Genomic DNA, 16,401 nt, shown 5'->3' on the forward strand with positions numbered 1-16,401 from the left:
TAAATGCTACACCATATTTTACTTTTCTTGTCATAAAAAATGCCCCCAAAAGTGTCTAACTTTTTGGGGGCAGTGTAATAGCGGATTTTTTTTATTGAATAAAGTTTTTTAAGCTTCTATTTCTTTTTCACGATTTTTAGGGAAACGTCTGTAACCTTTCAAATTAAATCTAAAATCTTTTTTCGTAGGACGAACAATAATACGTAATGAGGAATCATTCGTAAAATATGTTTGTGCCCAGTTTAAGAAAATAGCCAGTTTGTTACGAACTGTTAAGATTAACATCAAGTGTAAGAACATCCAAGTAAACCAAGCTATTCGTCCAGAGAATGAAAACTTAGGTAAATCTACAACTGCTTTACGCTTACCAATTGTTGCCATAGAACCTGGATCTTGATATTCGAAAAAAGTTAATTTATCTTCAGATAAACCTTGCCCCAATTTGTCAAAATTCTTAGCCAATTGTACAGCTTGGTCTCCAGCAACACGTGCTAATTGAGGATGTCCATGAGGGTACTTCGGTGTTTCCATCGAAGCAATATCTCCAATTGCATAAATGTTATTTGTTCCTAAAACTTTAGACGTACGATCTACTTTCAAACGATTTCCTCGTTGTAAATCTTCTCTTGCAACAGCACCTTCAGGCACATTTCCCATAACTCCAGCAGCCCAAATCAAATTACGAGTTTTGATTGTACGACCATCTGCTAAAGAAATTGTTTTTCCATCATAGTCTGTTACGCGACCATCTGTCCAAACATTAACACCCATATTCGTCAAATATTCGTAAGACTTTTTGTGTGCTAAATCAGACATAGGACCTAATAAATTTGGACCTCCTTCAATTAAATAAATATTTAATTTAGAGAAATCTAAATCTGGGTAATCTTTCGGAAGAATAAATTTTTTCATTTGCGCAATTGCACCTGAAAGTTCAACTCCTGTTGGTCCTCCACCTACAACGACAATATTCATTATTTCTTCCAATTCTTCAGGAGTTTCTGCAGAATATGCACTCTCGAAGTTTGTTAGTAATCGATTTTTAAGCGTTAGTGCTTCATTCGTCGATTTCATTGGGAATGATAATTCCTCAATTTGTTTGTTCCCGAAGAAATTTGTGGTACATCCCATGGCAACAACCAAATAGTCATAAGAAAAATCACCAATTGTGGTTTCAACTTCGTTTTTCTCTTTGTTAATTCCAGTTACTTCTGCTAATCGTACGCTTACATTTTTACTGTTTTGAAAAACTTTACGTATCGGGAATGAAATATCACTCGCGTTGATAGCAGCTGTTGCAACCTGATAAAAAAGAGGTTGAAATTGATGGTAATTATAGCGGTCAATAAGTGTAACAGAAAAGTGTGGGTTATTATTTAATTTACGGGCTAATTTAAGTCCGGCAAATCCAGCACCTAAAATGACAATCTTTTTCTTTTCCAAAATTCACTTTTTTGTAAAATTACGAACAAACTAAGAAACAATGCAAGATTTATTAAAAATTATTCTGAACCTTAGAGATTTACTATGATATCGGATTGATTATTAGATTTTTTAAAATTTATGTTTTTTGTCAGCTTTTGATAAAATGTTAAAAACATTTATGATTTAACGATTTTCGTCTCGTTTTAAACTTGAAAAATGAGATGAAATAGAAATTATTTTAAGGTAAATCATTTTAAGAATTGAATCAAATTGTCGAATTTTAGTCAAAATTATATTTAAAAAATACAGGTTATGAGTAAATTATTTGAACCGATTAAAATAAATGAATCAATTTCATTAAAAAATAGAATAATCATGTCGCCAATGTGTCAATATTCTTCCGAAGATGGCTTTCCTAATGATTGGCATTTTCAGCATTATGTTTCTCGTGCGGTAGGAAATGTTTCGGCGATTATTATAGAAGCTACAGCAATTGTTCCCGAAGGTAGAATTTCATATGGAGATTTAGGGATTTGGAAAGATGAACACATCGAAGCTTATCAAAAAATTACAAAAGAAATTAAACGTTACAATTGTGTTCCTGGAATTCAATTAGCGCATGCAGGACGTAAAGCAAGTACTGAAATACCTTGGAAGGGTTATCATCAAATAAAATCAAACGAAGAAAATGGTTGGAAAACGGTTTCAAGTTCAAACTTACCTTTCAATGAAACAGATGAAATTCCAAATCAATTATCAGTTGATGAAATTAATGCAGTAACAAAAGAATGGGGAAAAGCTACAGAACGTGCTATAAAAGCTGGTTTTGAGATTATAGAAATTCATGGTGCACATGGTTATTTGGCTCATCAATTTTTATCGCCATTGATTAATAATCGAACAGATGAATACGGTGGAAGTTTTGAAAACAGAATTCGTTTTGTTTTGGAAATTGTTGATGAAATAAAAAAATACATGACGACTCAATCACTTTGGATTCGTTTATCCGCTTCTGATTGGGCTGAAAATGGATGGAATTTAGTAGAAACAATAGAATTGTGTAAAATTCTGAAATATAGAGGTGTTGAAGTAATTGATGTTTCGTCTGGAGGTGGAGTGAGTCATCAAAAAATTGAAGTGAAGAAAAATTATCAAGTTCCATTTTCTAAAGAGATTAAAAATCAAGTAAATGCTATAACAGGAGCAGTTGGATTAATTTTTGAACCCAATCAAGCAGAAGAAATTTTACAAAATAATGAAGCAGATTTAATCTTTTTAGGAAGAGAATTGTTAAGAGATCCTTATTTCGCATTGCATGCAGCGAAAGAGTTAGGAGAAGACATTAAATGGTTGCCACAATATGAAAGAGCAAAAAATAATCATTACAAATAAATAGATGTTAACATTAAATAAAATTCATCACATAGCAATTATTTGTTCCGATTACCAAAAGTCAAAACAGTTTTATACTGAAATTTTAGGGTTTGAAGTTGTACAAGAAGTTTATCGAAAAGAACGTGATTCTTATAAATTAGATTTAGCTTTGCAAAATTATTACTGCATCGAATTATTCTCTTTTCCAAAACCAGCAAAACGTATTTCTCGACCAGAGGCCTCTGGCTTGAGACACATTGCTTTTGCTGTTGGGAATATTGAAAATGAAGTTGAAAAACTAAAGCAGTTAGAAATAAAGGTAGAACCAATTCGTGTGGATGAATACACGCAGAAAAAGTTTACTTTTTTTGAAGATCCTGACGGTTTACCTATAGAATTATACGAAGAATAAAAAAATAAATGGTACAAAAGAGTTTACTTGCTTTAGCAATGGGAGGTTTAGCCATCGGAATGACGGAATTTTCGATGATGGGAGTTTTAGAGGATTTTGCAAAAGATTTGAACATATCAATTCCAAAAGGAGGGAATTTTATATCAATGTATGCGATGGGTGTAATGGTTGGCGCTCCAACATTAATCATGGCTACAAGTAAGTATTCACCTAAAAAAGTATTGATATTTTTTATGTTGTTGTTTACTATTTTTAATTCTCTTTTTGTCATAGCTCCAAGTTACACCACATTATTAATTGCTCGCTTTATGTCTGGTTTGCCTCATGGTGCATTTTTTGGAGTTGGCTCTGTTGTTGCAGCACAATTAGCTACTAAAGGAAAGGAAGCGCAAGCGATATCAATCATGTTTGCAGGATTAACTTTTGCCAATTTAGTAGGTGTTCCTTTGGGGACAAAATTAGGGCAGTTGTATTCTTGGCGTTTAACATTCGGAATTGTAGCAAGCCTTGGATTAATCACAATGTTAGCCATATCGTTATGGGTGCCTAATATCAAAAATACAAACAAAGGAAGCTTGATAGAACAACTTAGTTTTTTCAAAAAATGGGAAGCTTGGGTTTTAATCGTCATGATTTCAATCGGTACATCAGGTTTATTTGCTTGGATTAGTTACATCTCTCCATTAATGACAAATGTCGCAGATTTGCCAAAAACACAGGTTCCTATTATTATGACATTAATTGGTTTGGGAATGTTTGTTGGAAATTTTATTGGAGGAAAATTAGCCGATACAATGTCTCCAAATAAAGCAGCAATTATATCATTTGCGTCAATGGCAGTTTGCTTAGTTATTGTTTATTTTACGTCACATATTCAAGCAATGGCATATATAATGTCGTTTATTACAGGATTGATCGCTTTTACAATTGGTTCTCCAATTCAAATGATGCTAATCAATAACGGAAAAGGATCAGAAACTTTAGCAGCAGCAGCTGGACAAGCGAGTTTTAATATTGGAAATGCGTTAGGTGCATTCTTAGGAGGAATTCCAATTGCATTGGGATTAGGTTTTAATTCGCAATTATGGGTCGGGTTTATAATGGCAGCTGTAGGAGCTATCATCGCAGCACTATTTTTTCAATTAAAATCAAAAAAAATATAAATCAAGAATTACTTGATTAAAAAAGGGATGTTCTATAGAGCATCCTTTTTTGTTTATATTTGTATTAAATACGCTAAAATGGACAATTATAAAGCTCTTATCATTGATGATGAACACTTTGCTCAACAAGGGTTAAAGAAAATTATTCAACATGCTTTACCTAATTTTTTTAAGTTGATTGATACCGCAAGTTCTGTAAAAGAAGGTGTTGAAAAAATAAAAGAAAATCAACCTGATATTGTTTTTTTAGATATTCAAATGCCAGATGAATATGGCTTCAAATTATTTGATTATTTTGATGACATTACTTTTGATGTGATCTTTACTACAGCTCATTCAGACTATATTTTACAAGCAGTTAATCAATGGGGATGTCTGGGATATTTGATGAAACCAATCGCAATTTCAGATTTGAAAATTTTATTGAATCGTTTTGTAGAACGTCAAAGTCAATTGAATCATAATAATGAAGTAGTTACTGTCAACGACGATTTTGAAGAAGAAGTTGAAACAGAAAATTTAAAAGATACCTTTAAAAATGAACATGGAATTATTTTTATTCCATCTATAACAGAAGTCTTGGTTCTTAAAATAGACGATATCATTTATTGCAAAGCAGACGATAGTTATTGTACGATATTTACAAAAGATGATGCATATATGGTTACAAAAACCTTGAAAGAAGTCGAGAATTTAATTGATCAAACTAACTTTTTTCGCGTCAATCGTTCATATTTGGTCAATATAAATTTTGCTAAAAAATTCGATAAACGAAACAATGTATTGATTCTTGCATGTAAACCAAAAGAAGGCGAATCAAATTTACCTGTCACGTCGCTTGGCTATAAAATAGTATCAAATGTGGTTTCGTAACTTCATTCTACTAATCGCTATTTTTTGTTCAAATTGGCTTTCTGCGCAATTTGTCCTTACAAAACAATATACCTATGAGAACGGTTTACCTGCTAACGAAATTTTAAGTATTTACAAAGATTCACGAAATATTGTTTGGGTTGGTACTCGTTTTGGTGTTTTTGTAAAGGATATGGATAATTTCAAAATTATGAAGAGTTTTGAGAAAGTTCAGTACAATAATATTTGGAAAATTATCGAAGACAAAGATCATAATATTTGGTTTGGAAGCTATGGACAAGGAATATTGAAATTTACTGGTCAACAATACGAACTTATTAATACATCTAAAGGATTAGTTTCGGACAGGGTGCGTAATTTGTTTTATTTGAATGATTTAATCTATATTGCTACTCAAGGTGGAGTTTCTATAATTGATACAAAATCAAATAAAATTTATAATCCAGCTTTTGAGAAAAACAATAATATTGTATTCGAGGCTGTCTCTTTTTTTGAGTATCAAAACAAAGTGTATGTTACCACAATTGATCATGGTGTGTACGAAGTTCAACCGAATAAATTAAAATTAGCCAATTCCTATAATCGTATTAATTATAGCTTTGTGGATGAAAATAAACTGTATTTATCTTCAAACAAAGGTCTAAAAGTAATTCCAATCAACGATTTTTTAAATCATAAAACGAATTTTGAAACCTATGATTTACCAGTTTTTAGAAACCATAATAAATCTGAAAAACGACAATCTATTTTACTTGCAGGTTATGATATTGGCGCAGGAAACGGAATGATTGCGGAGTTAAGGAATAATCAAATTTTAAATCAAACCGATAAGTTTAGAATTGCTTCAGATTTCCCATATCGTATTTTTAGTAGCAAAACAGATGATTTGATTTATGTAGGAAGTGCTGATAAAGGGCTTTTTGAAGTTCATTTTAATCATTTTTTAGAGTTCTCGACAATTGATAATAAGCGAATAATTGAAACTTTTAAAATCAACAATACACATTATTTTCTAACACCAGAAGGACTTTATTTTAAACAAAATGATGTTGTCAATAAATTGATAAAAAGAGAAGAGTTTTATGATTATATGCTTCGTAATAAAGCAAAATATAAAGATTTTCTTAATCAGTCGAACAAAGATTTTTATGAAATCGATTTCAATTTAAAAGAAAAAAATCTTCGGTTTTATAAACTAATTATTCATGGAGATTCGTTTGTTATTGCTACAAATTTGGGCCTTTTTGAATTGGATTTTGAAGGAAATTTCAAAAGATATTTACCAAACAGAACAAGTCAGTTTACGTTTTTTAACAATCAATTTATTCAAACAAGTCCTGTCGGAGGAATTTTAATTTTTGAAGATTTTAATTCGTTGAATTATCGTGCCTATTCACCAGAACAAGGAAACGTACCGAAAGATGTGGTATCGATTTGTAAAAATAAAAAGGCTGTTTTTTTCGGCTCTTCTTTGGATGGATTGTTTAAATATGAAAATGGAAAATTTGTTTCGTATTTAGAAAATAATCAGTTTACAGAATCAAAAATTAAAATGATAAAATGTATTGGCGATAACCTTTTGATGGTTGCGACAGAATTTGCGAAAGTATACATTCTAGAAGTGAAAGGAGATGAATTGAAAACTAAAAAAATGTTTGATATTCGTCAAATTGGAGGAGAAAATATCAGTTCGATTGATATTTTTGATGAAAGTATTTTAATCGGAACGAATCGTAATTTATTGGTTTTTAATAAGGGAAAAACTTATATGATTAGTAACGAACAAGGTTTTGTCAATAAAGATATTCATTCATCAAATTTTGATGGAAAAATTGTGACACTTGGAGTTGAAAACGGATTTTATAAATTGAATTTAGAAAATTTGTTTAAACAAAATAATCATCCGAAAAAAGTTATCATTACAAGTTTTAAAGTGAATGATGAAGATTATGGAATTGATAAATTTGCATGGTTTGATTTGATTGATAAAAACTTAAAACTGAAAAATAATGAAAATAATGTCACCATTAATTTTTCTGTTGTTGATGTAAATTTTGCTCAAAATTTTAAATATCGTTATCGAATTAATCCAGATGAAAGTTGGAACGAATATTTTGGAGATGAGACAATTCATTTACGAAATTTACAATACGGAAAGTATAAAGTTCAGCTCGAAATTACAGATACCAATAATGGAACAAAGCAAATTATTGACCTTATTTCGCTTGATATTGACGAACCTTTTTATTTGAATATTTATTTTATTTTATCATCTATTCTTGTTGTTAGTTTAATTATTTATCGATATAATGCAAATAAAATCAAAACTTTAAATAAGTTTAACCAATTAAAAATTAATCAATTGAATGAAAAGAATCGACAAGAAAATCAACGATTGTTGTTGGAGCGTCAATTGACAGAAACTAAATTAACAGCGTTACAATCGCAGATGAATCCGCATTTTATTTTCAATGTTCTGAATTCTATACAGTTTTATATTTTGGACAATGATATTGATAATGCATTGAATTCGCTTGGTCGTTTTTCTCATTTAATTCGTCAAATGCTGAATCTATCAACAAAAGATGAAATTAGTTTGAAAGATGAAATTGATTTTTTAAAATTATATGTTGAGGTAGAAAATTTTAGATGGAATAATAAGATACAATTTACTATCGAAAAAGATGAAAATGTAGATATTCATCGGATTAAAATCCCTCCAATGTTGATTCAACCTATTATCGAGAATGCGTTTGTTCATGCGTTTGATCAATACAGTTTACAACCAACCATTAACTTGAAGTTAGCTTTGCAACAGAATTTCTTAGAAATTACGGTAGAAGATAATGGAAAAGGAATTTTGAACCAGGAAAAAGGTAATAAAAATTACGAATCAAAAGCGTTGAAAATTATCAACGAACGATTACAACTGTTAAATCACAATTTAGATGAGAATATTTTTATTTCTTTTCAAGAAAAAGGGACAAGAGTAAGGCTGATTTTAAAAATCATTTAAAATTTTCACCCGATTGGTTGCTAATTTCACCTTGCTAAAAATACAATTTACGAAGTTAGATTCCGTTTTTTGTGATAGAATATATTCAGTATCTATATTTGTGTATCGATTTCAAACTAAGTATTAAACTTAGATACTTCGTTTTCTAAACCTATGAAGACATCATAAGTATCTTAAAAGTTACATTTTTTCGACGTGTGAGTCAAAAAATTTTACACCAGGAAGCTACTGCAAAGTAGCTTTTTTTTATCTTTATACCTATGAAAAAGGTACAATTAGGAAATACAGACTTAGAGATCGAGCCAATTTTTTTTGGAGGAAACGTTTTTGGATGGACATTGAATGAAGAAGAATCATTCCGAATTTTGGATGCTTTCATCGATAGAGGATTTAATGCCATAGATACTGCAAATAATTATTCTTATTGGGTTCCTGGTAATGTTGGAACAGAATCAGAGAAAATAATTGGAAATTGGTTAAAGTCAAGAGGCGGTAGGGATCAGCTTGTTTTGGCAACGAAAGTTGGTGGACGAAATATGATTCAAGATAAACCAAATACAACCAAAGCACATATTCTAAAAGAAGTTGAAGAGTCACTTACTCGTTTACAAACAGATTATATCGATTTGTATCAAACACATTATGATGATGTCAATACACCTGTAGAGGAAACTTTATCAGCCTACAATCAATTAGTAAAAGAAGGAAAGGTTCGCTTCATTGGAGCGTCAAATTTTTCTTCAGAACGTTTGGGTGAATCTCTTGATAAATCAGAGCTTTATAATTTACCTCACTATAAGACGTTGCAGCCTGAATACAATTTGTATGATCGTCAACATTTCGAAGAGTTTTTGCAACCAATTGCTGAAAAATATAATTTAGCGGTAATACCTTATTATAGTTTAGCAAGCGGGTTCTTGTCTGGAAAATATAGAAACGAAGAGGATTTGCAAAAAAGTTTGAGAGGTGATGGAATAAAGAAGTATCTAAATGAAAAAGGTTTTCGAATTTTAGATGCATTAGAAACAATTTCTAATCGATACAATATCTCATATTCGGCAGTTTCGTTAGCTTGGTTATTAGAACAAAAAACGGTTGTTGCGCCAATTGCAAGTGCTACAAAAGAGCAACATCTTGATGCTTTTGTTGAAGCTGTTAATGTGAAATTATCTCATGATGATGTAAAACTTTTAACAGAGGCAAGTAATAATTAAATTGTTTTAAATTCATAAAATGAAAGATTTTACTTCTGAAATTAATTATAAAACTGCAAGGAGTAGTGGAGCTGGAGGACAGCATGTAAATAAAGTTGAAACAATGGTTTTAGCTAAATGGCATGTTTTCGAATCTCAATTTTTTTCAGATGAAGAGAAGACGATGATTTCAGAAAAATTAAAAAATAAAATTAATGCTGAAGGTTATTTACAACTAAGTTCTCAACAGTCACGATCGCAATTAGATAATAAAGAAAAAGTGACAAAGAATATGATGGAATTGGTTGAAAAATCATTGATTATACCGAAGTTTAGAAGGAAAACAATACCTACGAAAGCTTCTCAACAAAAAAGATTGAATCAAAAGAAACAACTCGCAGAGAAAAAAGACAGTCGTAGGTTTAGGTATTAAAATTAAATACGATCCATTAGAAATATCAAAGCACTACATTGTAGAACTGCAATAAGGATTATTTTAAAAATAAAAGATTTTTTTCTTGTTTTGTGACGATAAATTTGCATAGACATTAATGAACCTATTGTTCCACCAATTAATGTAATTAAACAAAGCGTCCATTCGGAAACTCTTCGTTTTCCTAAAATTGAGTTTCTTTTATCTATTTTGAATAGAAGAAACGCTATGGCGTTAATTGTAAGTAAAGCAATAATTAAAAAAGTAGTCATGTTATTAGTGTGTAATTTGAAAACTAAATTAATTAATCTTAAGAAAATATAAAAATTTTTAATGCAATACTTTGTTGTTTATCTTTGTATATCAAAATCATAATTAAAAAACTTCCAAATAATTGTAAAACATAAATTTAAAAATTATTATGCAAGATTTAAAAGGTAAAAAAGCCTTAGTTACTGGCGGTAGTAGAGGATTAGGAAAAGCAATTGCTTTGGCATTGGCGAAAGAAGGAGTAGATGTAGCAATTACGGGAAGAAATAAAAACAAATTAGAAGAAACCGTTACCGAAATAAAAAATTTTGGTGTAAAATCTGATTATTCAATTTTTGATGTTGCAGAAAAAAATGAAGTAAAAACACAATTAGAAAAATTAATTACATCATTTGGTGCATTTGATATTTTGATCAATAATGCTGGAATTGCAGCTTTCGGTAGTTTTTTAGAGATGGAAGAAAACGATTGGGAAGAGATTGTTCGTACAAATCTATTTGGACCTTATTACGTTTCCAAAACAGTAGTTCCTTCAATGGTCGAATTAGGAAGTGGGGATATTATCAATGTTTCTTCAACTGCTGGTTTAAAAGGAAACGCTGTAACTTCTGCTTATTCAGCATCTAAAGCGGGATTAATTGGTTTATCTGAGTCGTTGATGTTCGAATTGAGAAAGAAAAATATTCGCGTTACAACTTTAACGCCAAGTACCATTGCATCTGAAATGTCAAAAGATGTTTTAAAAATTACAGATGGTAACCCAGAGACTGTTCTTCAACCAGAAGATTTTGCTCAATTAATTGTCGATTTATTAAAATTAGACAAACGTGCAATGTTAGCATCAGCTTCTTTGTGGTCAACAAATCCTTAAAAATTAATATTATAACATAATTAAAATCCAATTTCAAACTGAAATTGGATTTTTTTGTATTAAAACGCTTCACAATAAAGTAAGTTATATGTTAAATGTTTTCAGCCCAAAAGAAGAAAATTATACCAACTAAGTTTAGTATTAAATTTTTTTTAAATATATGTTTTAAGATTTGTTAACAAAGAAAGATTAGAACATTCCTAATATACAAGGTTTAAATTTTGATAAATATAAAAATTATTATTCATATCTGTCAAATTTATAATTTAGCTATGCATTTATCGAATAAATCGACTAAGTTTAAGGCTTGAAAATGCAATTGTAGTAATTTGCAGACCAATTTTTTTGAACAGTAAGAATTAATAGATATATGAAAAATAGAAAGTTAAACAATGTATTAACACTTGGATTTGCGTTATTTGCAATGTTTTTTGGAGCAGGAAATCTTCTTTTGCCTCCGATGATTGGAGTAGAAGTAGGCTCTAATTATTTTGTTGCAATGCTTGCATTTGGTTTAACTGGAATTTTATTGCCATTTACTGGAATTTTGTCGGTAGTTTTTTCTGGAAATAATTTTAATGATTTAGGAAATCGTGTAGACAAACGATTAGCAGCTATTTTAGGAACAATTATTATGATTTGTATTGGACCTTTAATTGCCATTCCACGTACAGCTGCAACTACTTTTGAAGTTGGAATCAAACCATTTTTTCCGACGTTAGATCCTATTTGGGGGTCAATGATTTTCTTTGCAATTACAATTTTACTGGCAATCCGTCCTTCTAAAGTTGTAGATGTTATAGGGAATTATCTTACTCCTGTTTTATTAGTGTTATTATTTTTGCTAATAACGATGGGAATTTTGAATCCAACAGCCGATTTTATGCCTTCTGAATTAACAATGATGCAATCATTTTCCAAAGGTTTTATCGAAGGTTATCAAACATTAGATGTGTTGGCATCGGTTATTTTTGCAGGAATTATTATCGCAGCAGCGCGTAATAAAGGCTATACAGATACGAAAAGTAAATCTCAAATTGTTATCATTTCGGGCTTGTTATCTACAACGTGCTTATTATTTGTTTATGGTGGTTTGATTTATTTAGGAGCTACTTCAGGGGAAACAAATCCAACTATTACACGAGCAGAATTATTGATCGAAATTTCAAGAAATACATTAGGACATTATGGTTTAATTGCAATTGCCTTGTGTATGGCTTTCGCTTGTCTTACTACTTCTATTGCACTAACTTCTGCTGTAGGAACGTTCTTTGGACGATTAACAAACGGAAAACTAAGTTACTCTGTTTTAGTCGTTTTGTGTACCTTAATTTCATTTGGTTTATCCATAAAAGGTGTAGATGAGATAATCAATTTTGCTTATCCGCCTTTGGCATTTGTATACCCAATTACAATTACTTTAGTTATTTATATCGTGTTATTTGGTAAAATAGTAAAAAGTAAAACACCATTTGTTTTTGCTTTATTGGCATCTACAATTATTGCAATTTTAGGTTTACTAAAATTATTAGGTTATTTTGATGAATCGACTGTTTCAAGTTTAAATAAAATACCATTCTTCGAATATGATTTAGGTTGGGTAGTTCCTTCAATTATTGGATTTGGATTTGGTTTATTGATTGATAAAATAAAGAAATAAAAAAATCCTCTGAATAACTTTCAGAGGATTTTAACCAATCAAAACTACTATAAAAACACTAAAAGAATAATGATAATGTCTATCTTTTATTCTTTTACAAAGTTCTTAAAGTTATGATTATAAATAATTTATTTACGAAAGATTAATATTATGTCCGAATAGAATTAATTTATATTCATTTATTAATCATGATTACAAAGGTATTCAATCATTAATTTTAATATAAGTTTAAGATTATTTATTAACTTGAAAGAAAATCAATAAAAATAAAATGGAAGAAACTTGCTCGCGTTGTAATAAAGAAATAACGTGTAATGTAAATGATATTAATAATTGCAGTTGCTCTAAAATTGAATTGAAACCAGAAACGAAAGAGTTTTTAACAAAAACGCATTACAAGTGTTTATGCACTAATTGCTTGGAGCAATTGAATTATTTCGAAACTTTAGATAAAGAATACAAGTACCCAACCATGCCTTCAGAATTTGTTCCGCATATACATTATTACATCGAAAACGGGAATTGGGTTTTTACAGAATTTTTTCATTATCAAAAAGGTAAATGTTGCCAAAATGGGTGTAGACATTGTGCATATGGTTTTAAGAAATAAAAAATGGTTCAATTTGCATTGAACCATTAACCAACCTAAAAATACTATAAAAAAACTCTATTTTTATTAAGGATTCCTCTTCAAAAGATCAATCTCCATTATCCTTAACAACTATGAATAAATTATTTATAAGACAAATTTAGATCTATTTCTTGAATTGATAAATAATATCTTATTTATTTTTTTATCTAACAATAGATTAGATTTATGAAATTGGTAATGAAATGTTAAACCTACCTATATATGAGTAGTTTATTGGTAATCAATAAACCGTTTACGAGTGTTGTATTTTTAAGAAAAAATTTCCATTATTTTTTTAGAGACTTTTGTTGCTGTTGTATTATCTCCAGTTTCTTTTAAAGTTGTTGCGTAATCTTCTAAAAATGATTTAACTTCTTGATGATTCGAATTCTCGAAATTTGCTAAATAATCTTCTAAACTCAAATTATTTAAAACCTTGTCAAAATAAATTTTAGCTTCGTCAAATTTGTTCATTTTTACTAACAATGGCGCAATGCTATGGCTAATGTAAAATTCGTTTACCGCAGCTTGTTCTGCATTTTCCTCTTCTTTAAAGTGTGTAGTACTTAAATAATTGATGTAAGCATTAACAGCATTTTCATTTTCTTCTAAAACTTCATAACAACGAGCTTTAAAAAATTTAATTTCGTAAAATTCATCTTCATTTAGTTTATTGAAAAATGTAATACTTTCTTTCGGATTTGTATAGAACTTTCTGTAACCGATAATAAAATCTTCAACAAAATCTACCTCTGTTTGTTCAATAGCAAAATTCAATAGATTTTGAGATTGCTCCTCTGTTAATTGTCCAATAAAAGCTTCCCAATAATTAACTAAAGTATTGAAATCGTATGCCAAATCTTCAACGAAAATCTGTGCTGCAATTCGTAAGAATTTATCTCCCAAAGAGTCAATTATCGTATGGTCTTCGTCAGAAAAATCAGTTGGATTGTACAATAAGTTTTCAATAATTTCTGATGCATTTTCTTCTGAATACTCAGTGTTTAATTGTTTCAAAGCATTGGTTACATTAAATTCCATTTGACTATAAATTTTAAAGTTAAAATCATTACAAAGATAGCGGATTTAGTGTAATAAGGAATCGCCAACTTCAAAAGTTAATGTCTTATTTTTAATGAGAAATAAAGATGTACTTTTTTGTGAGAATATAATTTTAGTTATCTTGTGGAAGTTTAAAATGATTAGTTTAATTAAAATAAACGACTTATGTTCCGAATCTATACCATTGTATTATTTATTTGTAGTTTATCCGTTGTTAAAGGACAACATTTGAATGTAGGTGATCAATTTCCTGTTCATAAAATTGAGAATTTAGGTCAATCTCAAGATCTTAAAATAATTGTTTTTACGCCAAGTCTTTACAAAACAAATAATTACGCAAGTATGTTAACGACTTCTCTGCATCATTATTTTGTGAAAGGATTAGCTTTTGCTACAACAAATCCTCCTAAAATTAATGTGGTTTATGTTGTAAACGAAGAAGATAAATGGAGGAAGGATGCGCAACAATCATTAACGTTTAATGATTCATCGAATCAAAATAAGTTAGAAGGTGCGAAAGTAATTTATGATGAAGCTGGTAAAATTTATACTGCAATTGGGCTTAAACCTTTTAAACAGAATTCTATTTCAACTATAATTCCAACCTCTAATTCTAATTCACTCTTAGTCGAAAGTTCGATACTTTTTTTAGTGGATCAAAATAATAAAATTTTGATGAGAGATAATGATTATCGAGCACAAGGAGAGCATTTAAAACCCTTAGAGAAATTAGTTAAAAGAGCTTCTAAAATAGAAGAATTGAATGTAGATTTCAATAAAAATGTTACCTTAAAAGTAGGAGACAAAGCACCTAATTTTATTTTGAAAGGTCCTAATTACGCTATGAATTCAACAGAAAAACTATTGGATGATCAATCAAACTTCAAAGTGTTGACATTTTATCCTGCAGCTTTTAGTGGGCAAATATTACCTAATTTTAATACAATAGACACAAAAGCGCCAATGACATGTGCTGCTCAAATTCAATTAATAGATCATAACCCATTGTTACAAAATGTAAAAAGTTATGCAATTTCCAGTTCTACAAATTCTTTGTTAACATTATGGAAGACAGCTTTACGTACAACAAACATCACGTATTTAAATGATGAGGATTATGGGATTTCTTTGGCGTATAATTCGTACAATCGATTAGGATACAACAATAGAGCAACTTATGTAATTGATAAAAATGGAACTATTGTATATGCGAATCCAAATTTAACATTCGAAGATGAAGCAAAATTTCCTACAATTTTGGAAAAAATAATTTTGAAAAGTAAATAATAAGCTGAGAAAATTAGATGTCGAATTGAGTAATATCTTCAAATTTAGCATCGATTATATTTCCTAAATCTTCTGCATTTAGTAAAATTTGCAACCCTTTTTTTCCTGCGCTAATACAAATCTGATCTTGTATAAGTGCTAACTCCTCAATGTAGGTAGGAAATTGTTTTTTCATTCCAATAGGTGAACAACCACCACGAATATATCCTGTAACTTTTAATAAATCTTTCAAAGGAAGCATCTCGCAATTTTTATTTCCAGAAACTTTGGCAAACTTTTTCATATCAAGATGCGTATTCGCGGGTATTACCGCAACAAGATAAGGCGCTATATTTCCTTTCAAAACCAACGTTTTATAAATGCCTTCAGGATTTACACCCAAAGATTTTGCCACATGCAAAGCATCTACATGTTCTTCATCGACTTCATATTCGCGTAATGTATACGAAACATTTTGTGTATCCAATAATCGGACTGCATTTGTTTTTGCAGATTTATTACTCATTCTAACTAAATTTAGACAAAGTTAAAACGAAAAACTATTTTTTGACTATTTATGAATTGAAGATTACGACAAAATTTTGAAAGAAAATCCTTAAACTAAAAAACTATTGCTACCTTTGTACCACTTATGAAGTTTTTACAACATATATTACGTTTACCTTTCTTTAGCACTTATTATCGTACAATATTTGCTCGGGTAGACTATGTGTATACTTCGTATTAATTTT

The 16,401-nt window shown here is 29.8% G+C and carries 15 protein-coding genes; 11 read left to right on the top strand and 4 right to left on the bottom strand.

The genetic code is table 11. The features are described from left to right. Positions 1-108: 108 nt before the first annotated feature. Positions 109-1,443 carry an NAD(P)/FAD-dependent oxidoreductase gene (locus HX088_RS05995; protein WP_260543410.1) on the bottom strand — a complete coding sequence of 445 codons (1,335 nt, stop codon included), beginning with the start codon at positions 1,441-1,443 and terminating at the stop codon, positions 109-111. Between the two features lie 294 nt (positions 1,444-1,737). Here HX088_RS05995 and HX088_RS06000 point away from each other — a divergent pair, with 294 nt between their 5' ends. From HX088_RS06000 to arfB, 7 genes are all read left to right on the top strand, one after another. After that, the gene (locus HX088_RS06000; protein WP_260543408.1) at positions 1,738-2,817 is read left to right on the top strand and encodes an NADH:flavin oxidoreductase/NADH oxidase; all 1,080 of its coding nucleotides are present in this window, start codon (positions 1,738-1,740) and stop codon (positions 2,815-2,817) included. Positions 2,818-2,821: 4 nt separating this feature from the next. Continuing rightward, the gene (gloA2, locus tag HX088_RS06005; protein ID WP_260543406.1) at positions 2,822-3,211 is read left to right on the top strand and encodes an SMU1112c/YaeR family gloxylase I-like metalloprotein; all 390 of its coding nucleotides are present in this window, start codon (positions 2,822-2,824) and stop codon (positions 3,209-3,211) included. Between the two features lie 8 nt (positions 3,212-3,219). Continuing rightward, positions 3,220-4,374 (top strand): MFS transporter, encoded by a 1,155-nt coding sequence (locus tag HX088_RS06010; RefSeq protein ID WP_286483677.1) that lies wholly within the window; start codon positions 3,220-3,222, stop codon positions 4,372-4,374. Between the two features lie 78 nt (positions 4,375-4,452). Continuing rightward, entirely contained in the window at positions 4,453-5,247 is a 795-nt protein-coding gene (locus HX088_RS06015) for a LytR/AlgR family response regulator transcription factor (RefSeq protein ID WP_284583809.1), read from the top strand. Next, entirely contained in the window at positions 5,234-8,263 is a 3,030-nt protein-coding gene (locus HX088_RS06020) for a sensor histidine kinase (protein ID WP_286483678.1), read from the top strand. The genes HX088_RS06015 and HX088_RS06020 overlap by 14 nt, the downstream gene beginning before the upstream one ends. Positions 8,264-8,523: 260 nt before the next feature. Continuing rightward, complete coding sequence (locus HX088_RS06025; protein ID WP_225541576.1) at positions 8,524-9,477, top strand: aldo/keto reductase; 954 nt, start codon at positions 8,524-8,526, stop codon at positions 9,475-9,477. Between the two features lie 19 nt (positions 9,478-9,496). Further along, positions 9,497-9,889, top strand: a complete 393-nt coding sequence (gene arfB / locus HX088_RS06030; RefSeq protein ID WP_286483679.1) for an alternative ribosome rescue aminoacyl-tRNA hydrolase ArfB — start codon at positions 9,497-9,499, stop codon at positions 9,887-9,889. A 2-nt stretch (positions 9,890-9,891) separates the two neighbouring features. On the opposite strand, the gene HX088_RS13920 is transcribed toward arfB, so the two are convergent. Next, on the bottom strand, positions 9,892-10,161 hold the full coding sequence (locus HX088_RS13920; RefSeq protein WP_188320150.1) for a DUF1294 domain-containing protein: 270 nt from the start codon (positions 10,159-10,161) through the stop codon (positions 9,892-9,894). Between the two features lie 149 nt (positions 10,162-10,310). On the opposite strand from HX088_RS13920, the gene HX088_RS06035 reads away from it, so the two are divergent. The 3 genes from HX088_RS06035 to HX088_RS06045 all read left to right on the top strand — a co-directional run bounded on the left by HX088_RS06035 (position 10,311) and on the right by HX088_RS06045 (position 13,300). Then, positions 10,311-11,030 carry a 3-ketoacyl-ACP reductase gene (locus tag HX088_RS06035; protein WP_171621693.1) on the top strand — a complete coding sequence of 240 codons (720 nt, stop codon included), beginning with the start codon at positions 10,311-10,313 and terminating at the stop codon, positions 11,028-11,030. Between the two features lie 370 nt (positions 11,031-11,400). After that, positions 11,401-12,690 (top strand): branched-chain amino acid transport system II carrier protein, encoded by a 1,290-nt coding sequence (brnQ, locus tag HX088_RS06040; protein WP_260543398.1) that lies wholly within the window; start codon positions 11,401-11,403, stop codon positions 12,688-12,690. 271 nt (positions 12,691-12,961) lie between these two features. Continuing rightward, on the top strand, positions 12,962-13,300 hold the full coding sequence (locus HX088_RS06045) for a cysteine-rich CWC family protein (protein WP_171621695.1): 339 nt from the start codon (positions 12,962-12,964) through the stop codon (positions 13,298-13,300). Positions 13,301-13,591: 291 nt separating this feature from the next. Here the strand turns inward: HX088_RS06045 and HX088_RS06050 are convergent, their stop codons facing one another. Beyond that, positions 13,592-14,362, bottom strand: a complete 771-nt coding sequence (locus tag HX088_RS06050) for a hypothetical protein (protein ID WP_225541571.1) — start codon at positions 14,360-14,362, stop codon at positions 13,592-13,594. Between the two features lie 186 nt (positions 14,363-14,548). On the opposite strand from HX088_RS06050, the gene HX088_RS06055 reads away from it, so the two are divergent. Beyond that, a complete protein-coding gene (locus HX088_RS06055; RefSeq protein ID WP_286483680.1) occupies positions 14,549-15,670 on the top strand; it encodes a redoxin domain-containing protein in 1,122 nt (373 codons plus the stop codon). Between the two features lie 13 nt (positions 15,671-15,683). Here the strand turns inward: HX088_RS06055 and ybaK are convergent, their stop codons facing one another. Then, positions 15,684-16,175 (bottom strand): Cys-tRNA(Pro) deacylase, encoded by a 492-nt coding sequence (gene ybaK / locus HX088_RS06060; protein WP_286483681.1) that lies wholly within the window; start codon positions 16,173-16,175, stop codon positions 15,684-15,686. Positions 16,176-16,401 lie beyond the last annotated feature (226 nt).

It is taken from the genome of Empedobacter sp. 225-1 (assembly GCF_030328185.1).
Taxonomy (GTDB): domain Bacteria; phylum Bacteroidota; class Bacteroidia; order Flavobacteriales; family Weeksellaceae; genus Empedobacter; species Empedobacter stercoris.

What these genes read in the sequence shown, in the direction of transcription:
- HX088_RS06000 (WP_260543408.1), top strand. Translation starts at nt 1,738, where the DNA reads ATGAGTAAATTATTTGAACCGATTAAAATAAATGAATCAATTTCATTA.
- HX088_RS06025 (WP_225541576.1), top strand. Translation starts at nt 8,524, where the DNA reads ATGAAAAAGGTACAATTAGGAAATACAGACTTAGAGATCGAGCCAATT.
- HX088_RS13920 (WP_188320150.1), bottom strand. Translation starts at nt 10,161, where the DNA reads ATGACTACTTTTTTAATTATTGCTTTACTTACAATTAACGCCATAGCG.
- gloA2 (WP_260543406.1), top strand. Translation starts at nt 2,822, where the DNA reads ATGTTAACATTAAATAAAATTCATCACATAGCAATTATTTGTTCCGAT.
- arfB (WP_286483679.1), top strand. Translation starts at nt 9,497, where the DNA reads ATGAAAGATTTTACTTCTGAAATTAATTATAAAACTGCAAGGAGTAGT.
- ybaK (WP_286483681.1), bottom strand. Translation starts at nt 16,175, where the DNA reads ATGAGTAATAAATCTGCAAAAACAAATGCAGTCCGATTATTGGATACA.
- HX088_RS06045 (WP_171621695.1), top strand. Translation starts at nt 12,962, where the DNA reads ATGGAAGAAACTTGCTCGCGTTGTAATAAAGAAATAACGTGTAATGTA.
- HX088_RS06035 (WP_171621693.1), top strand. Translation starts at nt 10,311, where the DNA reads ATGCAAGATTTAAAAGGTAAAAAAGCCTTAGTTACTGGCGGTAGTAGA.
- brnQ (WP_260543398.1), top strand. Translation starts at nt 11,401, where the DNA reads ATGAAAAATAGAAAGTTAAACAATGTATTAACACTTGGATTTGCGTTA.
- HX088_RS06055 (WP_286483680.1), top strand. Translation starts at nt 14,549, where the DNA reads ATGTTCCGAATCTATACCATTGTATTATTTATTTGTAGTTTATCCGTT.
- HX088_RS06010 (WP_286483677.1), top strand. Translation starts at nt 3,220, where the DNA reads ATGGTACAAAAGAGTTTACTTGCTTTAGCAATGGGAGGTTTAGCCATC.
- HX088_RS06015 (WP_284583809.1), top strand. Translation starts at nt 4,453, where the DNA reads ATGGACAATTATAAAGCTCTTATCATTGATGATGAACACTTTGCTCAA.
- HX088_RS06050 (WP_225541571.1), bottom strand. Translation starts at nt 14,362, where the DNA reads ATGGAATTTAATGTAACCAATGCTTTGAAACAATTAAACACTGAGTAT.
- HX088_RS06020 (WP_286483678.1), top strand. Translation starts at nt 5,234, where the DNA reads ATGTGGTTTCGTAACTTCATTCTACTAATCGCTATTTTTTGTTCAAAT.